The sequence below is a fragment of the Qipengyuania intermedia genome (genome assembly GCF_019711615.1).
GTDB lineage: Bacteria > Pseudomonadota > Alphaproteobacteria > Sphingomonadales > Sphingomonadaceae > Qipengyuania > Qipengyuania intermedia.
Map to the genome: position 1 here is coordinate 713,937 of NZ_JAIGNS010000002.1, position 17,562 is coordinate 731,498.

Consider the following 17,562-nt stretch of genomic DNA (forward strand, 5'->3'; position numbering starts at 1 on the left):
ATTGCCATAATATGCAAGCGGTCTCTCCACAGGCATGGAGGTGAATGGTGCGAAAGCAGTTGGTCGAACGCGAGCTGACCGAAGAAGGCCCTCGCAAGGGAGGCTCGGCGAAAGGCAGAAAGCGAACCGTAACGGTGAATGCCGCGGAATCGCCGCTGTCCTGGGCGCATGCGCGGGGCCATCTCGACGACCGCCTGTTCGATGCAGGCGAGCGGTTGCGGGCCGATTACGAGCGCGCACAAATCGCCCCGGGAATCACGATGCGCTGGGACCCCGTCCGCGTGGACGGCGGAGGCGGTGACGGCATGACGCCGGGTGAGCGCCAGCTTGCGGCCCGCGCTCGCTTCGACGGAGCGATGGCGCTGGCGGGCAGCGGCCTGAAGGATGTCCTGTGGCACGTCGTCTGCAATTGCGAGAGCCTGTCCCATGCCGAAAAGGGCCTTGGCTGGCCCGCAAGGAGCGGAAAGCTGGTGCTCCGGCTGGCACTGGACCGGGTGGCCGATTTCTATCGGATCCGCTGAGCGACGTTCTGGCGTAGCCGCGGGAGGACCTGCTCCTCGAACCAGGGGTTCTGTCGCATCCATAGTGTCGAGCGCCATGCGGGGTGGGGTAGGGGCAGAAATTCCGGCAGGTATTCTGCAAAGTTCCGGACACGCTGAGTCATCGAAAGCTGGCGCGTGCGCGGAAGGTAATAGGCTTGCGCATAAGCACCGACGAGCAATGTCAGTCTGTCTTTGGGCAGGATTTCGAGCACGCTTTCATGCCATAGCGGCGCGCATTCGGGCCGGGGCGGTTTGTCGCCTCCGCTGGCCTTGCCCGGATAGCAGAAGCCCATCGGGACGAGCGCGACCTGCTGTGGATCGTACATCTGCTCCTTGGTGAGGCCGGTCCATTCGCGCAGCCGGTCACCGCTCGCATCGTCCCATGGAATGCCGCTTTCATGGACTTTCGATCCGGGCGCCTGGCCGATGATGAGGAGGCGTGCCTCGGGCGAAAAGCTGGCGACGGGACGCACACCGTGGGGCAAGTGCTTTTCGCACAGCCGGCAGGCGGCGATCCGCGATGCAAGCGCTTCTGCGCTCAAAGCGCCTCTGCCATTTCCGCCAGCATCAGCCAGCGTTCTTCGGCCGCGTCCTTCTCGGTCCGGGCGTTCTCGATCCCTTCGCTGATCGTGGCGAATTTCTTGGGATCCTTGGTGTAGAGATCGGGGTCGGACAGTATCGTCTCGCCCTTGGCGATGGCGGCTTCAAGTTCCTCTATACGCGCAGGCAGCAATTCGAGGTCGCGCTGGTCCTTGTAGGACAGTTTCGTCGGCTTCGCCCTGACTTGCTCGGCAGACTTGGCGGCGGGCTTGTCCTGGCGCTTCTCTTTTGCCTGAACGGGCGCGCGGCGTTTTTTTTCCCAGTCCTCATAGCCACCGGCTACGATATCGACCTTGCCGGTACCGTCGAGGCCGAGCGTGATGGTGACGGTGCGATCGAGGAAGTCGCGATCGTGGCTGACGATCAGCACGGTGCCTTCGTAATCCGCGATCACTTCCTGCAGGAGGTCCAGCGTTTCGAGGTCGAGATCGTTGGTCGGCTCGTCCAGCACGAGGAGGTTCGATGCCTTGGCGAATTCGCGCGCCAGAAGCAGCCGCGAACGTTCGCCGCCGGACAGGACCGCGACTTTCATGTCGACGATCTTGGGGTCGAACAGGAATTCCTTGAGATAGCCCTGCACGTGCTTGCGGTTGCCGCGCACGTCGATCCAGTCGCCGCCTTCGGCCAGCACCTGGCGGACGGTCTTGTCGTCGGTGAGCAACTGGCGTTGCTGGTCGATCATCACGCCGGTCAGGGTCTTGGCGATTTCCACCGTGCCGCTGTCGGGTTCCAGTTCGCCGGTCAGCATTTTCAGCAGCGTCGTCTTGCCTGCACCGTTGGAGCCGACAATGCCGATCCGGTCGCCGCGCTGGATGCGCAGGTTGAACGGCTTGATGATCGTGCGCTCGCCGTAAGACTTGGTGATGCCTTCCGCGACGATAACCGACTTGGACTTGAAGTCCTCTTCAGTCGCCAGCTTCAGCTTGGCGGTGCCCGCGCTCGCAATCATCGAGGCGCGCTGCGCGCGCATCTGCCATAATTTTTCCAGCCTGCCCTGGTTGCGCTTGCGCCGCGCGGTGACGCCGCGCTCCAGCCAGTGCGCCTCTAGCTTCAGCTTCGCGTCGAGCTTTTCTGCCGCGCGCGCTTCCTCGGCGTAGACCTGTTCTTCCCAGGCTTCGTAACCGCCGAAACCGACTTCTTTGCGACGAAGATTGCCGCGGTCGAGCCAGACGGTCGCGCGGGTCAGGCGTTTCAGGAAGGTGCGGTCGTGGCTTATGACCAAGAAAGCGCCGCGATAGCGGTCGAGCCAGCCTTCGAGGAATTCGATGGCCGCCAGATCGAGATGGTTCGTCGGCTCGTCCATCAGCAACAGGTCGGGATCCTGCGCCAGCGCGCGGGCAATGGCGGCGCGGCGCTTCTCGCCGCCGCTGGCGCCCTCGGTCGCACGGCTCATATCGATGCCGAGCTGGCCGGCGATGGCCTCTACCTCGTGCTCTTGCGGCGCGTGAGCACCATCGAGCGCCCAATCCATCAGCGTGGAGTGGCCAGAAAGATCGGGGTCCTGTTCAAGCAGGACGATACGCGTGCCCGGCTTGATCTTGCGCGTCCCTGCATCGGTTTCCAGCTGGCCGTCGATCATGCGGAAAAGCGTGGTCTTGCCGACACCGTTGCGGCCGATCAGCGCCAGCCGGTCGCGCGGGCCAATATGCAGGTCGAGCGGGTCGTGATCCGGCCCGCCGAACAGCCACTTGCCGCCCTGTTGGAGGGCCATGCCTTCGAGGCTGAGGATGGGGGGCTGTGCCATAACGCAGCGCGAGGTAGTCGCGCCGCCCCCAAGCTGCAAGCGCCTACTGGGCGGCTGCGCGCGAACCTTTCTGCATTTCCACCATTGCGGCAACGCTTTCGAGCAGTTTGGGCGCGTCGTAGATCACGCCGTCCTTGATCGTCCAGCGCACGCCGCCGACCTGCTCGATTGTGCCGGCCTCGCGGTTCAGCTTCGTGTGACCGGTGCCGTAGAGCAGCTTGAGATTGTCAAGGGGATTGCCCGGGACGATTACCAGATCGGCCAGCTTGCCCACCTGGATCGTGCCCATCGGCGCCTCTTCACCGCGCGGATCGTAGATTTCCTGCGCGCCTGCGGTGGTGGCGGCGCGGATGACCTCCAGCGGGCTGAGACCTGCTTCGCGCAGCATTTCGAGCTCGCCGATATAGGCGAAGCCCCACGTCTGGTAGATATAACCCGGATCGCTTCCTGCGGTGACGCGCCCGCCCCGGCGGTGGAATTCGGCAGTCAGGTCGAACCAGTAGCGGTAGAACTTGCGCCAGGCGACCTCGTCTTCCGTGCTCCAGTCCTTGTAATAGCTGCCATGGTTGGTGGCGCTGGGTGCGTAGAAATCCATCAGCGAGGGCAGGCTGTAACGCGCATGCCAGTCGCGGTTTTTCGCGGCCATGACGTCGCGGCTGGCAGAATAGATGTTGAAGGTGGGGCTGAGCGTCACGCCGCTTTCGATCAGGAAATCGATATAGGCGTCCCATTCCTCGCTATGCGGCTCGACCACCTGGTCGGCGAGGCGGGCGACCCAGCCGAAACGCGATTGCTCGTCGAAATAATTGTAGCCCTGCGGATAACGGGGCAGCGCATTGTCATCGAGAAGGCTTTCGAAGTGGCCGTAAAAATGCGTGATCCCGTCGAGGCCCAGTTCGACCGCCTTGCGGGCATTCACCCTCTGCACCCCCGGCTGCGCGAGGTGGGCGACCGTGCCGAGGCCCTGTTTCTCTGCCTCGTCCAGCGCCGCGCCGAGCACGTCAGGCATGGCTGAGTTGAAGAACTTGATGCCCCAGAACCCCTGTGCCTCGGCCCAGCGCACCCATTCGCGCGCTCCGGTTTCTGTCGTCGGGGCGGGGCGGCCCCATTTGTCGCCGAACACGGCGTAAGGGAACAGGCGCGGGGCAACGATTGCATTCGCCTCGCTGCGCTGGCGGTCGGTAAGGTCGGGCTGGCCGGGTCCGAAATAGAAGCTCACCCCGCGCACGCTGGTCACGCCATGTGCGAGCCAGAGGCGATAGCCATAGGAGGGCTGCGCAGCCTTGGACGGATCGCCATTGTGGCCGTGCGTGTCCACGAAGCCGGGCATGACGGCCATCCCTGTGGCATCGATCACGCGGTCCGCCGATGCTTTAACGTCGGCAGGAGCACCGCCGCCATGGATGGCCGCGATGCGATTGCCCTCGATGACGATATCGACCGGACCCATGGGCGGCGCACCCGATCCTTCGATCATCGTGGCGCCCGAGACGATCAGCGTTCCGAACGGCCCTTCCGCTTCGCCCGGCTGGATGTCGGGCACCGGCTCCATCTGCGCCGCAAGCCCGCTCCCGAGCGTCGCCGCTGCCATCGCGATGAGATATTTGCCAAGCCGCATTCCGGTCCCCCTACTCCTGCGCATGCGCTACCGCCATCGGACGAAGATGAAAAGGAGGGAACCTCGGCGTTCAGCCGTTGGTAAAGGTGGGGAGCCGAAAAACGCGTCTCAACAAAAGGAGTTACGTTATGATCCGCCATACCGTCCCAGCTCTCGCAGCGCTTGCGATGGCCGGTACCGCACAGGCTGCCGAAGTGCAGATCGCGGCGACCGGCCCCGTCGTGGAGCTCAGCATTACCGAGCAGATCGAGGCGGAGCCCGACATCGTGAATGTGGGCGCAGGCGTGGTGACCAACGCACCCACTGCAGTCGAAGCCCTGCGACAGAATTCGGTCGAGATGCGCAAGGTGATCGACCGGATCAAGGCGCTGGGCGTGGCGGAGCGGGATATCCAGACCTCCGGCATCAACCTGAACGCGCGCTACGATTACGACCAACGCCAGCAGCGCCAGGTTTTCCGCGGCTACCAGGCGATGAACCAGGTCAGCGTGAAGCTGCGCAATATCGACGAGACCGGCAAAGTGCTCGACGCGCTTGTCGTGGCGGGCGCGACCAATCTCGACGGTCCGCGCTTCAGCCTCGAAGACGACGCGCAAGCCAAGGCTCGTGCAAGGGCCACGGCGATGCAGCGGGGCCGCGAACAGGCGCTCGAGTATGCGCAGCTTGCGGGATTTAGCGGCATTCGCCTGCTGGAAGTGAACGAGACGATCACCGGTCGCTCGCCGGGTCCGTACCCTGTGGTGCGCACCGCCTCTCTCGAGGCCGCTGCCGACCAGTCGGCTCCGGTCCAGCCCGGCCTCGTTAGCACCGGCGTCAACGTAACAGTGAAATACGAGATGACCCGCTGAACCATTGTGAACGTGCACATTCACGACTTGTTCAATGGCTCGGGAGTAGTCACTAAAGCATCATGAAACGCCTGCTTGCATCCTTCCTCGCTTTCGGTCTCGTGGCCGGCCCGCTTATGGCGACCCCGGCAGAGGCGCAGCGTCGCACCGACCAGGGCGAAGCACGCAAGGAAATGCGGGCAGGCAATATCATGCGCGCCCGCGAAATCGAAAACCGCATCGTGCCTTCTATGGGCGACGCGGAATATCTCGGTTTCGACTATGATTCGACCGCGATGGCCTACCGCCTGAAGTTCATCAAGGACGGCAAGGTGAAGTTCGTCGACGTCGATGCTCGCACCGGCCGCGTGCTGCGCCGAAGCCGCTGATCCGTCCAACACGTGGTCTGATCAGGGAACAAGAAACTCCGTTCATCTTGACGCGTTCATCTACATGAACGACACGCTTTACGCAGATTACAAGGACGGAAATTCATGCGGATCCTGATTGTCGAGGACGAACCTACGCTCGGCCAGCAGCTCAAGACCACTCTCGAGCAGAACGGCTATGCGGTCGACTTGTCGACCGATGGCGAAGACGGGCACTTCCTCGGTTCCACCGAAGATTACGATGCTGTGATCCTCGACCTCGGGCTGCCCGAGATCGACGGTCTGACCGTGCTTGGCATGTGGCGTAAGGAAGGGCGCAAGTTCCCCGTCCTGGTGCTCACCGCGCGCGACAGCTGGTCGGACAAGGTCGCCGGCCTCGACGCAGGCGCGGACGACTATCTCGCCAAGCCGTTTCAGACCGAAGAGCTTATCGCCCGCCTGCGCGCTCTCATCCGCCGCGCTTCGGGCAATACCTCGAGCGAACTGACAGCCGGACAGGTCCGCCTGGACACCCGTTCGGGCCGCGTCACGCTGGCGGGCGAGCCGGTCAAGCTGACGGCGCAGGAATACAAGCTGCTGAGCTACCTCATGCACCACAAGGGCAAGGTGGTCAGCCGCACCGAACTGATCGAGCACATTTACGATCAGGATTTCGACCGCGATTCCAATACGATCGAGGTCTTCGTTACGCGCATCCGCAAGAAACTGGGTGCAGAGGTAATCACGACTATCCGTGGACTTGGGTACAGCCTCGACGACCCCGCTGACGCGCCCCGAGCCTGAGGATACTCCGGCTGGCGAGGCGCGTCGCGCGGCGGATATTCCGCCCGGTGACGCGTCTGCGCCGCCCGCCGGCCCCGTGACGCTGCCGGACGCCAAGCCGCCGCAACGCAGCCTTGCCAAGCGCATGATGGTCATCGCGGCCGTCTGGATCGGCCTCTTGCTGGTGGGCGGAGGCTTTGCGCTGGACCGCACGCTGACGCGGCTGGTGCAGAACAATTTCGACAACCAGCTGGAATATGTGCTGACCGCGCTGATCTCGTCTGCGGAGATCGACAACAATGGCGAGGTCTGGACCTATCGCTCCCTGGGCGACCAGCGTTTTCTCGAACCATACAGCGGCGTGTACTGGCAGATCAGCGGGGAGGGGCGCGAAACCTTTCCCAGTCGTAGCCTATGGGACCGCACACTGACGGTCGATGGATCGCATCGCGACAACGATCCGCATTATTACGATTCCTACCAGTTCGACGGCGAACCGCTGCGGGTGGTGGAGCGCAACGTTGAACTGCCCGATAGCGATGTGGTGTGGACCTTCACCGTCGCATCCGCTCGCGAGGAACTCGATTACCAGATTGCCCGGATCCGTTCGATCCTGATCTGGAGCTTCGCCGTGCTTGGCCTTGGCCTCCTGATCATGGCGATCCTGCAAAGCTACTATGGCCTGTCGCCGCTGCGACGCGTGCGTGCTGCGATCCAGTCCATGCGTTCGGAAGGGGCGAACCGCATTACCGAACCGCTTCCGCTGGAGGTCGAGCCGCTGGTGGAAGAGATCAACGGATTGCTCGCGCATAGTGAAAAGCAGGCAGAGGAAGCGAGGATGCACGCGGGCAATCTCGCCCATGCGCTCAAGACCCCGCTGACGGTCCTCACCAATGCCGCCACCGCGCACGATCCCAAGCTGTCCGACCTCGTGTGCCGCGAAACCAAGACCATGCAGCGCCACGTCGAACACCACCTTGCGCGGGCGAGGGCGGTCGGACGGCGGGCAAGCGGCCATGCGCGCGCCGATGTCTGGCCCAGCGCGGAAAGCGTCTTGCGAGCCGTGACGCGCATCTATGAGAACACCCGCTTCGACCTCGACGGAAATAAGCTGTCCGCCGTCTCGATCGAGCGGCAGGATCTCGACGAAATCCTCGGCAATCTCATCGAGAACGCGGCCAAGTATGGCGGCGGCAGCGTCTTCGTGACGATCGATGCCGCACGCGATGAAGAGCTGTGCACCATCTGGGTCGAGGATGACGGCACCGGCATTCCCGAAAGCGAGCGTGCCCGCATATTCGACCGCGGCGCGCGGCTGGACACGGGAAAGCCGGGCACTGGCCTCGGCCTCGCGATCGTTCGGGACGTGGCGGAAATCTACGGCGGCTTGGTCGAACTCGACGAGAGCGAAGACCTCGGCGGACTTCTCGTGAAGCTCAGCCTGCCTCGGGCGGGTTAACTCCCACGCGCCCGTTCGTGGTGGCGAATGACTTCGTCGATGATGAAACGCAGGAATTTCTCGCTGAACTCGGGGTCTAACTCGCTTTCCTCTGCCAGGCGGCGCAGGCGCGCGATCTGCTCTTTCTCGCGGTTGGGGTCGGCCGGAGGCAGCGTCACCTTCGCCTTGTATTCCCCGACCGCCTGCGTGATGCGAAAGCGTTCGGCGAGCATGTGAACGATAGCCGCATCGATGTTGTCGATGCTCTTGCGATAGCCGGCCAGGACCTTGTCGTCCCCCGGTTGAGGTTGCGCCGTTTGCGTCATTGCTTGCCAAGCTATCATCAATTGCTCTCTTGCCAAGAAAGCATGTGCAGCGCATGGCCAAGTTGCAATGACAGCCGACGTCGTACCCCTCCCGCGCAAGGGCCCGCAGCCCTCGATCGATCCCATGCTCGCGCTCACCGCCTCGGGCATGAACCAGGTCAATCAGGTCATTCTCGACCGGATGCAGAGCGAGGTGCCGCTGATCCCTGCGCTGGCCGGACACCTTATTTCGGGCGGCGGCAAGCGGCTGCGGCCCATGCTGACGCTCGCCGGGGCGGAACTGGTCGGGTATAGCGGGACTCGCCATTACAAGCTCGCCGCGGCGGTCGAGTTCATCCACACCGCCACGCTGCTCCACGACGATGTCGTCGATGGCAGCGATCTGAGGCGCGGCAAGGCGGCGGCCAATATCATCTACGGCAATCCCGCGACCGTCCTGGTCGGCGATTTCCTTTTCAGCCGTTCGTTCGAACTGATGACCGAGGACGGCAGCCTGAAGGTGTTGAAGATCCTGTCCGGTGCCAGTGCGATCATCGCGGAAGGCGAGGTCGACCAGCTGACCGCCCAGCGCAAGATCGACACGAGCGAGGAACGCTACCTCCACATCATCCGCGCCAAGACCGCAGCCCTGTTCGCCGCGGCGAGCCGAATTGCCGCCGTCGTCGCGGAATGCGGTGAGGAAGAAGAGCGCGCGCTCGATGAATACGGACGCAACCTCGGGGTTGCCTTTCAGCTGGTCGACGACGCGCTCGACTACGATGCAGACGCGGCGCAAATGGGCAAGGACCAGGGCGACGATTTCCGCGAAGGTAAGATGACCCTGCCGGTCATTCTCGCCTACGCACGCGGCAACGAGGAAGAGCGCGCTTTCTGGAAATCGGCGATCGCCGGGTTCCGTTCAGGCGATGAAGACCTGGCCGAAGCGATCCGCCTGATCGGCAAGTACAACGCCGTTGCCGACACCAAGGCACGGGCCCGCCACTTCGCCCAGCGCGCAATCGACGCGCTATCGATCTTCCCCGATGGCAAGGCCCGCCAGGCGATGGCACAGGCGGCACTGTTCGCGGTCGCACGCGGGCATTGAGCTTTCCCCAGCGAAGAGAAGAACTACTGCGCCTCGATGAGGCGATAGCTTCTCTCGTGCCATAAGGGATAACCGCTTACCTCGTAATCTGTGCGAATCTGCAGGAAATCGCGCGCCCATTGAACAGACACGTCTACGGGGTAGGACTGCGGTCCTTGAAGCCTGCAACTCCATACCGACTTGAAAGAATTTCCGTCCAATTCAATCGGTGTGTCATCGCAATTGTCGGAGAAAACCTTGCTTAGCACGAAGCGTCGCAGATCGTCTTCGGACGATATGTCGATAAAAGCTTCCGACGACGGCAACTCGACATCCATCTCTGTCGATTGCGAAGCATACGTGCCCCGCTGAGGGAATTCTGGCCCGAAGACCGGACCGCCCTCTGCAGAACATGACGCAAGCGCGATGCTCGACATGGCCAAACCGAGATATTTTCCCATCGCGATCTCTACCCTTCGTGACCCATCCGTCGGATTAGCCCAAAAATCGCAATATCTTCTTAATTTCAAGGATGTTTCTCTGCGCAAATGAGACGCTCGATGTGCAGCTATGGAAAATCCGTTCCGTCCGCTCTATCCCCACGCAAAGCTGGTTCAGAAAATTCAGTGTCTATACTTCCAATCTTTGAGGTAATCCCGGATTTGCTTGATTGCCTGCGCGAGCGTACGGGCGCCGTCCTCATCGCTCCTCCGGGTGCAGGTAAGACGACCGCCGTTGCGCCTGCTTTGATTACCCAGGACTGGTGCACGGGCACAATCATACTCACATCGCCGCGCCGTGTTGCGGCTCGCGCTGGTGCCGAGCGCATGGCAGAGATGCTGGACGAAAAGCCGGGCGAGACGATCGGCTACCTGACCCGCCTCGACAGCAAGCGGGGTCCGAAAACGCGGGTCCTGGTCGTTACCGAAGCGATTTTCGTCAACATGCTCGTACAGGATCCCGAACTGGAGGGCGTCTCGGCAGTCCTGTTCGACGAGGCGCATGAGCGTCATCTCGACAGTGACCTCGGCCTGGCTCTGGCACTGGAAAGTCGCGCTGTGCTGCGCGACGACCTGCGGGTCCTTGTCATGTCGGCGACCATCGACGGCACGCGGTTCGCGGATTTGCTGGGCGTGGACACGCCGGTCATCGAAAGCGAAGGCCGCGCCCACCCATTGCACATCGAATGGCTCGGGTCTTCGCCGCAAATGCGGGTGGAGGACGCCATGACGTCGGCCATCGCCCAGGCATGGCGTGACGAAAAAGGCGATATCCTGGCGTTCCTACCCGGCGTGGGTGAGATCGAGCGCACGCGTGAGCGAGTGGAGGCGCGACTGCCCGAAGCCGTGGTCCTTCCGTTTCACGGACAGGTGCAAGGCGCGGACCAGCGCGCTGCGATCCGCCGCGATCCGCAGGGGCGCCGCCGGATCGTGCTCGCCACTGCGATTGCGGAGACCTCGCTGACGCTCGACGGCGTTTCGGTGGTCGTCGATGCCGGACTATCGCGCCGCGCCGAATTCGACCGAGCAGCTGGCACCACGCATCTGGTGACGCACCGCGCGAGCCAGGCGGCTGCGGCGCAGCGGGCAGGGCGCGCGGCGAGGCAGGGTCCGGGAGTTGCCTATCGATTGTGGGAAGAGGGCGGCCATGCCGGACGCCCCGCATTCGATCCTCCGGAGATGGAGACCGCAGACCTCGCGCCGCTGGTCCTGACACTTGCGAAATGGGGCACGAACGAGCCGGCCGAGTTGCAGTGGCTCGACAAGCCTTCCCCCCCTTCCGTGGCTGCAGCGCGCACCACCTTGCAGGCGCTCGGCGCGCTCGACGGTGAAGGGCGCATTACGCCAGCCGGTGAGAAGCTGGCGCGGCTACCGATGGACCCGGCTTCGGCTGCGATGGTCATTTTCGGGGCGGAACACGGCGTGGCGGAACGTGCGGCCAAGCTGGCCCTCCTGTTGCAGGAAAGGGCGCTGGGGGGGCGCGGAGAGGACTTGGAAGCGCGCCTGCAACGTTGGGACGGCGATCGCGGCCAGCGTGCAGAGGCGAGCCGGAAATTGGCAAAGCGTTGGGCAGCCCAGGCGAAGGACCTTGTGGAGCAGGTAGGGGGTGAAGCGCCACCCGCCGCCATCATGCTCGCAGCGGGTCGGCCCGAATTCATCGCCAAACGACGCGATGCAAGTGGCGAGGGCTGGATATCCGCAGGGGGCAGGGGCTTTTCCCTGGATCCGACGTCGTCGCTGGCCCGATCGTCCTATCTCGTTATCGGCGATGCGCAGGGGCAGGCCAAAGCCGCCCGGATCACCTCGGCAATCGCGCTCGAGGAAGGCGATCTCGAGCGCTGGCTGGGTGATCGGATCGAAGGGCGGTCGGTCTTGCGATGGGGCGGGAATCGTATCGAAGCGCGGCTCGAGCGGCGGCTCGGCGCGATCACGTTGGCGAGCGGCCCCGACCCGGCCCCTGACGAGCAGGCTATTGTGGACAGCCTTGTGGAAAAGGCGTTGGAGAACCCGGCAAAGCTGGTTCCGCAGACGCTTGCTGCTCGGGCTGCCTTTGTCGGTGTCGACGCGTTTGAGCCTGAAAGTTTGCGCGATACTATCGACCTATGGCTTGTGCCTTTGCTGGCCGGCAGGCGCGATCTGGATTTGCCCAAAGGCCGGCTGGTCGATGCGCTCCTCAATCTCCTCGACTGGGACGCTCGCCAAAAGCTGGATAGCGAGGCACCGCGGGAATTTACCTCGCCTGCCGGGACCACGCATCCGATCGACTATACCGGCGACGATGCGCCCAGCGTGGAAGTCCGCGTACAGGCATTGTTCGGGCTGGAGCGACATCCCATGATCGGCAAGACGCCCCTGCTGCTCAAGCTCACCAGCCCTGCCGGACGCCCTATTCAGTCGACCCGCGACCTGCCGGGATTCTGGCGCGGTAGCTGGGACGATGTGCGCAAGGACATGAAGGGACGCTATCCCAAGCATCGCTGGCCCGAGGAACCGTGGACCGAAAAGCCGAGTTTGAAGACCAAGAACGCCTTCCATAAATCGGGAGGTTGAATTATGGGGCGCTCACTATGGCAGCGAGAATCTACCAACGTCCGCAAAGCGCGATGCAATCCGGCAAGGCCCGCACCGATGAGTGGGTGCTGGAATTCGAACAGTCCGAAGCGCGCAAGGCCGATCCCCTGATGGGCTGGACCGGCAGCGGCGATACGCAGGTCCAGGTGCAGCTCAAGTTCCCGAGCAAGGACGAGGCCAAGGCATACGCCGAAAAATACGGCATTCCCGCCCGCGTCCACGCGACGCCGCCTCACAATCTGAAGCTGCAGGCCTACGCCGATAATTTCCGGTAATCGCTCCGCCTGAAATGCGGAGTTGAATTCTGGGCAATCCGCCGCCATATGGCGCGCCGGGAGTCGGGTGGACGTTTGCGTTCGCTCACCGGGTCAGGTCCGGAAGGAAGCAGCCCAGGTGAATTGCGACGGGTCGCTCGGCTCCTTTATTTTCCCACACCCTTCATGACATTCGGCGCGTGTGCGCCTACCTAATCCTGCATGGGTGATTCACCGGACAATACTGACGGTCTTCCGTGGGAAGCCGAGGCTGAAGAAGCGGACACGCCGAGCGCTGCCGAGCTCGAGGCTGCTGGCCAGAACTCGATGTTCGGGGACGCTCCCGAACCCGCCCCGGCTCCTGCTGAACAGCCCCCGGTTGCCGTGGCCGAAGCTGCCCCGGCTCCTGCCGTAGCTGCGCCCGAGGCTGCGCAGCCTTATCGTGTGCTCGCACGCAAGTACCGTCCGCAGACCTTTGCCGAACTGATCGGCCAGGATGCAATGGTCAGGACGCTGGCCAATGCCATCGCTCGCGACCGGCTGGCGCATGCGTTTCTGATGACCGGCGTGCGCGGGGTGGGGAAGACCTCGACCGCGCGCCTGATCGCCAAGGCTCTCAATTGCGTCGGTCCGGATGGAGAGGGTGGTCCGACGATCAGCCCCTGCGGCGTCTGCGAGCCCTGTACGGCGATCGCCGAAGGTCGGCATATCGATGTTATCGAGATGGACGCCGCCAGCCATACCGGCGTCGACGACGTTCGCGAGATCATCGAAGCGGTACGCTATGCGGCCGTATCTGCGCGCTACAAGATCTACATCATCGACGAAGTTCACATGCTGTCGCGCAATGCGTTCAATGCCTTGCTCAAGACGCTTGAAGAACCGCCGGCGCATGTGAAATTCCTCTTCGCCACGACCGAGGTGGACAAACTTCCGGTCACGGTCCTCAGCCGCACGCAGCGTTTCGACTTGCGCCGTATCCCGGTCGAATTGCTCGAATCGCACTTTGCGGAAATCTGCCGCAAGGAAGGGGTCGAGGCCGAGGACGAGGCGCTGCACATCATCGCCAACGCTGCCGAGGGCTCGGTGCGTGACGGCCTGTCCATCCTCGACCAGGCGATTGCCCATGCCGACATGGAAACCGGCGGGAAGGTTTCTGCAGAACGCGTTCGCGACATGCTTGGCCTTGCCGATCGCGGGGCGCAGCGGCGCCTGTTCGCTCACCTTCTCGACGGCGATTCCAAGGCTGCACTGAAGGCCGTCGACGACCAGTATGCACTGGGTGTCGAGCCCTTGTCGCTGATGCGCGCGCTCATGGATCTTACCCACCGCATCGCGCTTGCGCAGGTGGCCGGAGAGGCCGACGCACCGACCGCCGAAGAGCGCGAGCAACTGGATGACTGGGCGAAGCGGCTCGAAGTCGGTCAGGTCCATCGCCTCTGGCAATTGTTGCTCAAGGGGCATGACGAGGTGCGGCAGGCACCCGATCCACTCGTATCCGCCCGAATGGCTCTGTTGCGCGTGCTCCACGCTTCGAACCTGCCCGATCCGGGAAAGCTGGCGAAAAAGCTGGAAGAACTGGCCGAACGCGGCCCGGCGCCTGCCGCCGCTTCTCAAGACACCAGCGGCGCTGGAGCGCCATCTGCTTCGCTCGACTGGGAAACGCTCGTCGACAAGGTCGACAACGCCGGTCATTTGCAGGCCGCCAGCATCATGCGCCTGCAGGTACGCCCGATCTTGGTGGAGCAGGGCAGGTTGGTCTATCATCGGTCGGACAAGTTCAGCGATGCGATCGAGCCGGTGCTGAAGGACGCGCTTTACGCAATCAGCGGAGAACGCTGGGCGCTGGAAAGCGGCGATCCGGCCAAGGCTCGCCCATCGCTGGTTGAAATCGAGAAAGCGGAGCGTGAAGAGGCCAAGGCCAAGCTACGCGAACATCCGCTGGTGAAAGCCACATTCGCGGCATTTCCCGATGCCGAACTTATCGAAGACGGCGCCGAGCTCCCCCCGCAACGGCGCGAAATACCCTGGAGTCGAAACGCATGAAATCGATGGAAGAAATGATCGCTGCAGCCCAGAAGGCAGCCGAAACGATCCAGACGCAGATGGGCGAGGCGCAGGCCAAGCTCGACACGATCGAAGTCGAAGGAACCGCCGGTGGCGGCCTTGTGAAGGTCCGCGCCTCCGCTCGCGGTCGCATTATCGGTGTCGAGATCGACGACAGCCTGATGAAGCCGGAAGAAAAGCAGATGGTCGAAGACCTCGTGGCCGCCGCCTTCAACGACGCGCGCGACAAGGCGGACCGCAAGTCGGCTGAAGAAATGCAGAAGATCCAGGGCGGTATGGGACTGCCGCCGGGCTTCAACCTTCCGGGAATGTAAGCCTGGCGCGCCGAGCGCCGCCCAATCCCCAACATGTTGCGCCCTCCACGTTGCGAAGCGTGGGGGGCGCACCCATATTCAGGGTCAAGGACGGTCCCACCAACCTCGCGGACCGCAAACGGACGCATGAATATGACTGAGAGTTTCCCCCTTCTTCCCCTGCGCGACATTGTCGTTTTCCCCGGCATGGTCGTTCCGCTGTTCGTGGGCCGCGACAAGTCGGTCGCGGCGCTCGAAGTGGCGATGGAAGGATCGAAGGACATCTTCCTCCTCTCGCAGCTGGATCCCGGCTGCGATGACCCCGAAGGCAGCGACCTTTACGACCTCGGTGTCGTGGCGCAGGTCCTCCAGCTGCTGAAGCTTCCCGATGGCACCGTGCGCGTGCTGGTCGAAGGCCAGGAACGCGCAAAGCTCGAGGCGCTTCGCCCCGAAGGCGAGCATGTCGTGGCCGATGTCTCGATCATCGAGGAGCCGACCGCTGCAGGCAGCGAAGTCACGGCCATGATGCGCCAGGTCGTCGACCAGTTCGGCGAATACGCCAAACTCAACAAGAAGGTCGGGGAAGACGCCGCCGAACAGCTGCGCGAAATCGACGATGCAGGCGAACTCGCCGACACGATTGCCGCCGCCATCAATGCAAAGGTGTCGGACAAGCAATCGCTGCTGATCGAGCCCGATCCGCTCAAGCGGCTGGAAATGGTAATGTCCTTCATGGAAGGCGAGCTGTCGGTGCTGCAGGTGGAACGCCGCATCCGCGGGCGCGTGAAGCGCCAGATGGAGAAGACCCAGCGCGAATATTACCTCAACGAACAGCTCAAGGCGATCCAGAACGAGCTGGGCGGTGACGACGAAGACGGCGGCAACGAGATTGCCGAGCTGACCGAGAAGATCGGCAAGACCAAGCTGTCGAAGGAAGCCAAGGCGAAGGCCGAGGCCGAGCTAAAGAAGCTCAAGGCCATGCAGCCGATGAGCGCCGAGGCGACCGTCATTCGCAATTACCTCGACGTGCTGCTCGGCTTGCCGTGGGGCAAGAAGAGCAAGGTCAAGAAAGACATCGGCAAGGCGCAGGAGATCCTGGATGCGGATCACTATGGCCTCGAGAAGGTCAAGGACCGGATCATCGAATATCTTGCCGTGCAGGCGCGCACCAACAAGCTGAAAGGCCCGATCCTGTGCCTCGTCGGCCCTCCCGGCGTCGGCAAGACCAGCCTCGGCAAGTCGATCGCGAAAGCGACCGGCCGCGAATTCGTGCGCCAGTCACTTGGCGGCGTGCGCGACGAGGCGGAAATCCGCGGTCACCGCCGGACGTACATCGGCTCGCTTCCGGGGAAGATCGTCACCAACCTCAAGAAGGCCGGCAAGAGCAATCCGCTCTTCCTCCTCGATGAGATCGACAAGCTCGGCCAGGATTTCCGCGGCGATCCCGCCTCGGCCCTGCTCGAAGTGCTGGACCCGGAACAGAACAACAAGTTCCAGGACCATTACCTCGAACTCGATCTCGACCTGTCGGACATCATGTTCGTGACGACTGCGAACAGCCTCAACCTGCCGCAGCCGCTGCTCGATCGCATGGAGATCATCCGGCTGGAAGGATATACCGAGGACGAGAAGGTCGAAATCGCATCGCGTCACCTCCTGCCCAAGCAGGTGAAGGACCATGGCCTAAAACCCGAAGAGTTCGAGCTGACCGAAGAGGCGCTGCGCGATCTCATCCGCTACTATACCCGCGAGGCTGGCGTGCGTACGCTGGAGCGGGAGCTGGCACGGCTGGCACGCAAGAGCTTGCGCAAGATCCTCGAGGGCAAGGCGACCGCAGTCACCATTACGCCGGAAAACCTCAGCGAGTTCGCCGGTGTGCGCAAGTTCAAGCACGGTATGAGCGAAGACGAACCGCAGGTGGGTGCCGTCACCGGCCTTGCATGGACCGAAGTGGGCGGCGAACTGCTGACCATCGAAAGCGTCACGACACCGGGCAAGGGTGAAATCAAGACCACCGGCAAGCTGGGCGAAGTGATGAACGAAAGCGTCGCCGCCGCCTTCAGCTTCGTGAAGGCGCGGGCACCTGCCTATGGCATCAAGCCCAGCATCTTCCAGCGCAAGAACATCCACATCCACCTTCCCGAAGGCGCCGTTCCGAAAGACGGCCCCAGTGCGGGTGTCGGCATGGTGACGTCGATCGTATCGACCCTGTCGGGCGTACCGGTGCGTGCAGACGTAGCGATGACCGGCGAAGTGACCTTGCGTGGCCGGGTGCTGGCGATTGGCGGCCTCAAGGAAAAGCTGCTTGCAGCCCTGCGCGGAGGCATCAAGAAGGTGCTGATCCCGGATGAAAACGTTAAGGATCTCGCGGAAATACCGGACAATGTGAAGGAGGGCCTGGAGATCGTGGCGGTCAGCCATGTCGACGAGGTTCTCGAACATGCTCTCACGGCGATCCCGGCACCGATCGAATGGACTGAGGCGGATGACCTCGCGAGCCAGCCGGTCAACCCGGGCGCCGGAGGTGCGGCGGCTCCTACGGCACATTAACAAAAGACACGTTGCACT

General features: G+C 63.0%; 16 protein-coding genes and 1 other RNA gene. 12 read left to right on the forward strand and 5 right to left on the reverse strand.

Going from position 1 to position 17,562, the window contains the following annotated elements:
* The first annotated feature begins 47 nt into the window (after positions 1-47).
* Positions 48-521 (forward strand): DUF6456 domain-containing protein, encoded by a 474-nt coding sequence (locus K3179_RS09775; RefSeq protein ID WP_221565536.1) that lies wholly within the window; start codon positions 48-50, stop codon positions 519-521.
* On the opposite strand, the gene K3179_RS09780 is transcribed toward K3179_RS09775, so the two are convergent.
* From K3179_RS09780 to K3179_RS09790, 3 genes are read right to left on the reverse strand one after another with little or no spacing between them, the layout of a single operon-like run.
* Positions 506-1,084 (reverse strand): uracil-DNA glycosylase family protein, encoded by a 579-nt coding sequence (locus K3179_RS09780; RefSeq protein WP_247712929.1) that lies wholly within the window; start codon positions 1,082-1,084, stop codon positions 506-508. The genes K3179_RS09775 and K3179_RS09780 overlap by 16 nt on opposite strands.
* The gene (locus tag K3179_RS09785; RefSeq protein ID WP_221564494.1) at positions 1,081-2,886 is read right to left on the reverse strand and encodes an ABC-F family ATP-binding cassette domain-containing protein; all 1,806 of its coding nucleotides are present in this window, start codon (positions 2,884-2,886) and stop codon (positions 1,081-1,083) included. Before K3179_RS09785 ends, K3179_RS09780 begins: the two co-directional genes overlap by 4 nt.
* Positions 2,887-2,929: 43 nt before the next feature.
* Positions 2,930-4,504: an amidohydrolase family protein gene (locus K3179_RS09790; protein ID WP_221564496.1), complete on the reverse strand. Its 1,575-nt coding sequence runs from the start codon at positions 4,502-4,504 to the stop codon at positions 2,930-2,932.
* Positions 4,505-4,632: 128 nt separating this feature from the next.
* On the opposite strand from K3179_RS09790, the gene K3179_RS09795 reads away from it, so the two are divergent.
* The 4 genes from K3179_RS09795 (at position 4,633) to K3179_RS09810 (ending at position 7,941) form a co-directional block, all read left to right on the forward strand.
* A complete protein-coding gene (locus K3179_RS09795; RefSeq protein WP_221564498.1) occupies positions 4,633-5,352 on the forward strand; it encodes an SIMPL domain-containing protein in 720 nt (239 codons plus the stop codon).
* A gap of 62 nt (positions 5,353-5,414) precedes the next feature.
* Entirely contained in the window at positions 5,415-5,720 is a 306-nt protein-coding gene (locus K3179_RS09800) for a PepSY domain-containing protein (protein WP_221564500.1), read from the forward strand.
* Positions 5,721-5,825: 105 nt separating this feature from the next.
* Positions 5,826-6,503, forward strand: coding sequence for a response regulator transcription factor (locus tag K3179_RS09805; protein WP_221564502.1), 678 nt, complete (start codon positions 5,826-5,828; stop codon positions 6,501-6,503).
* A complete protein-coding gene (locus K3179_RS09810; protein ID WP_425594750.1) occupies positions 6,454-7,941 on the forward strand; it encodes a sensor histidine kinase in 1,488 nt (495 codons plus the stop codon). The genes K3179_RS09805 and K3179_RS09810 overlap by 50 nt, the downstream gene beginning before the upstream one ends.
* Here K3179_RS09810 and K3179_RS09815 read toward each other — a convergent pair.
* Positions 7,938-8,246: a chorismate mutase gene (locus K3179_RS09815; RefSeq protein ID WP_221564504.1), complete on the reverse strand. Its 309-nt coding sequence runs from the start codon at positions 8,244-8,246 to the stop codon at positions 7,938-7,940. The two genes, K3179_RS09810 and K3179_RS09815, sit on opposite strands and share 4 nt — an antisense overlap.
* Before the next feature lie 67 nt (positions 8,247-8,313).
* On the opposite strand from K3179_RS09815, the gene K3179_RS09820 reads away from it, so the two are divergent.
* On the forward strand, positions 8,314-9,330 hold the full coding sequence (locus K3179_RS09820; RefSeq protein WP_090481325.1) for a polyprenyl synthetase family protein: 1,017 nt from the start codon (positions 8,314-8,316) through the stop codon (positions 9,328-9,330).
* Positions 9,331-9,353: 23 nt separating this feature from the next.
* Here K3179_RS09820 and K3179_RS09825 read toward each other — a convergent pair whose 3' ends face one another.
* Positions 9,354-9,770, reverse strand: a complete 417-nt coding sequence (locus tag K3179_RS09825) for a hypothetical protein (RefSeq protein WP_221564506.1) — start codon at positions 9,768-9,770, stop codon at positions 9,354-9,356.
* 165 nt (positions 9,771-9,935) lie between these two features.
* Here K3179_RS09825 and hrpB point away from each other — a divergent pair, with 165 nt between their 5' ends.
* The 6 genes from hrpB to lon all read left to right on the forward strand — a co-directional run bounded on the left by hrpB (position 9,936) and on the right by lon (position 17,544).
* The gene (gene hrpB / locus K3179_RS09830; RefSeq protein WP_345722620.1) at positions 9,936-12,359 is read left to right on the forward strand and encodes an ATP-dependent helicase HrpB; all 2,424 of its coding nucleotides are present in this window, start codon (positions 9,936-9,938) and stop codon (positions 12,357-12,359) included.
* A 17-nt stretch (positions 12,360-12,376) separates the two neighbouring features.
* Positions 12,377-12,655, forward strand: a complete 279-nt coding sequence (locus K3179_RS09835; RefSeq protein ID WP_090481332.1) for an ETC complex I subunit — start codon at positions 12,377-12,379, stop codon at positions 12,653-12,655.
* A gap of 56 nt (positions 12,656-12,711) precedes the next feature.
* Positions 12,712-12,806, forward strand: an RNA gene (gene ffs / locus K3179_RS09840) — signal recognition particle sRNA small type.
* A 50-nt stretch (positions 12,807-12,856) separates the two neighbouring features.
* Positions 12,857-14,680 carry a DNA polymerase III subunit gamma/tau gene (locus K3179_RS09845; RefSeq protein WP_221564508.1) on the forward strand — a complete coding sequence of 608 codons (1,824 nt, stop codon included), beginning with the start codon at positions 12,857-12,859 and terminating at the stop codon, positions 14,678-14,680.
* Entirely contained in the window at positions 14,677-15,015 is a 339-nt protein-coding gene (locus K3179_RS09850) for a YbaB/EbfC family nucleoid-associated protein (RefSeq protein WP_090481338.1), read from the forward strand. The genes K3179_RS09845 and K3179_RS09850 overlap by 4 nt, the downstream gene beginning before the upstream one ends.
* A 132-nt stretch (positions 15,016-15,147) precedes the next feature.
* Positions 15,148-17,544, forward strand: a complete 2,397-nt coding sequence (gene lon / locus K3179_RS09855; protein ID WP_221564510.1) for an endopeptidase La — start codon at positions 15,148-15,150, stop codon at positions 17,542-17,544.
* Positions 17,545-17,562 lie beyond the last annotated feature (18 nt).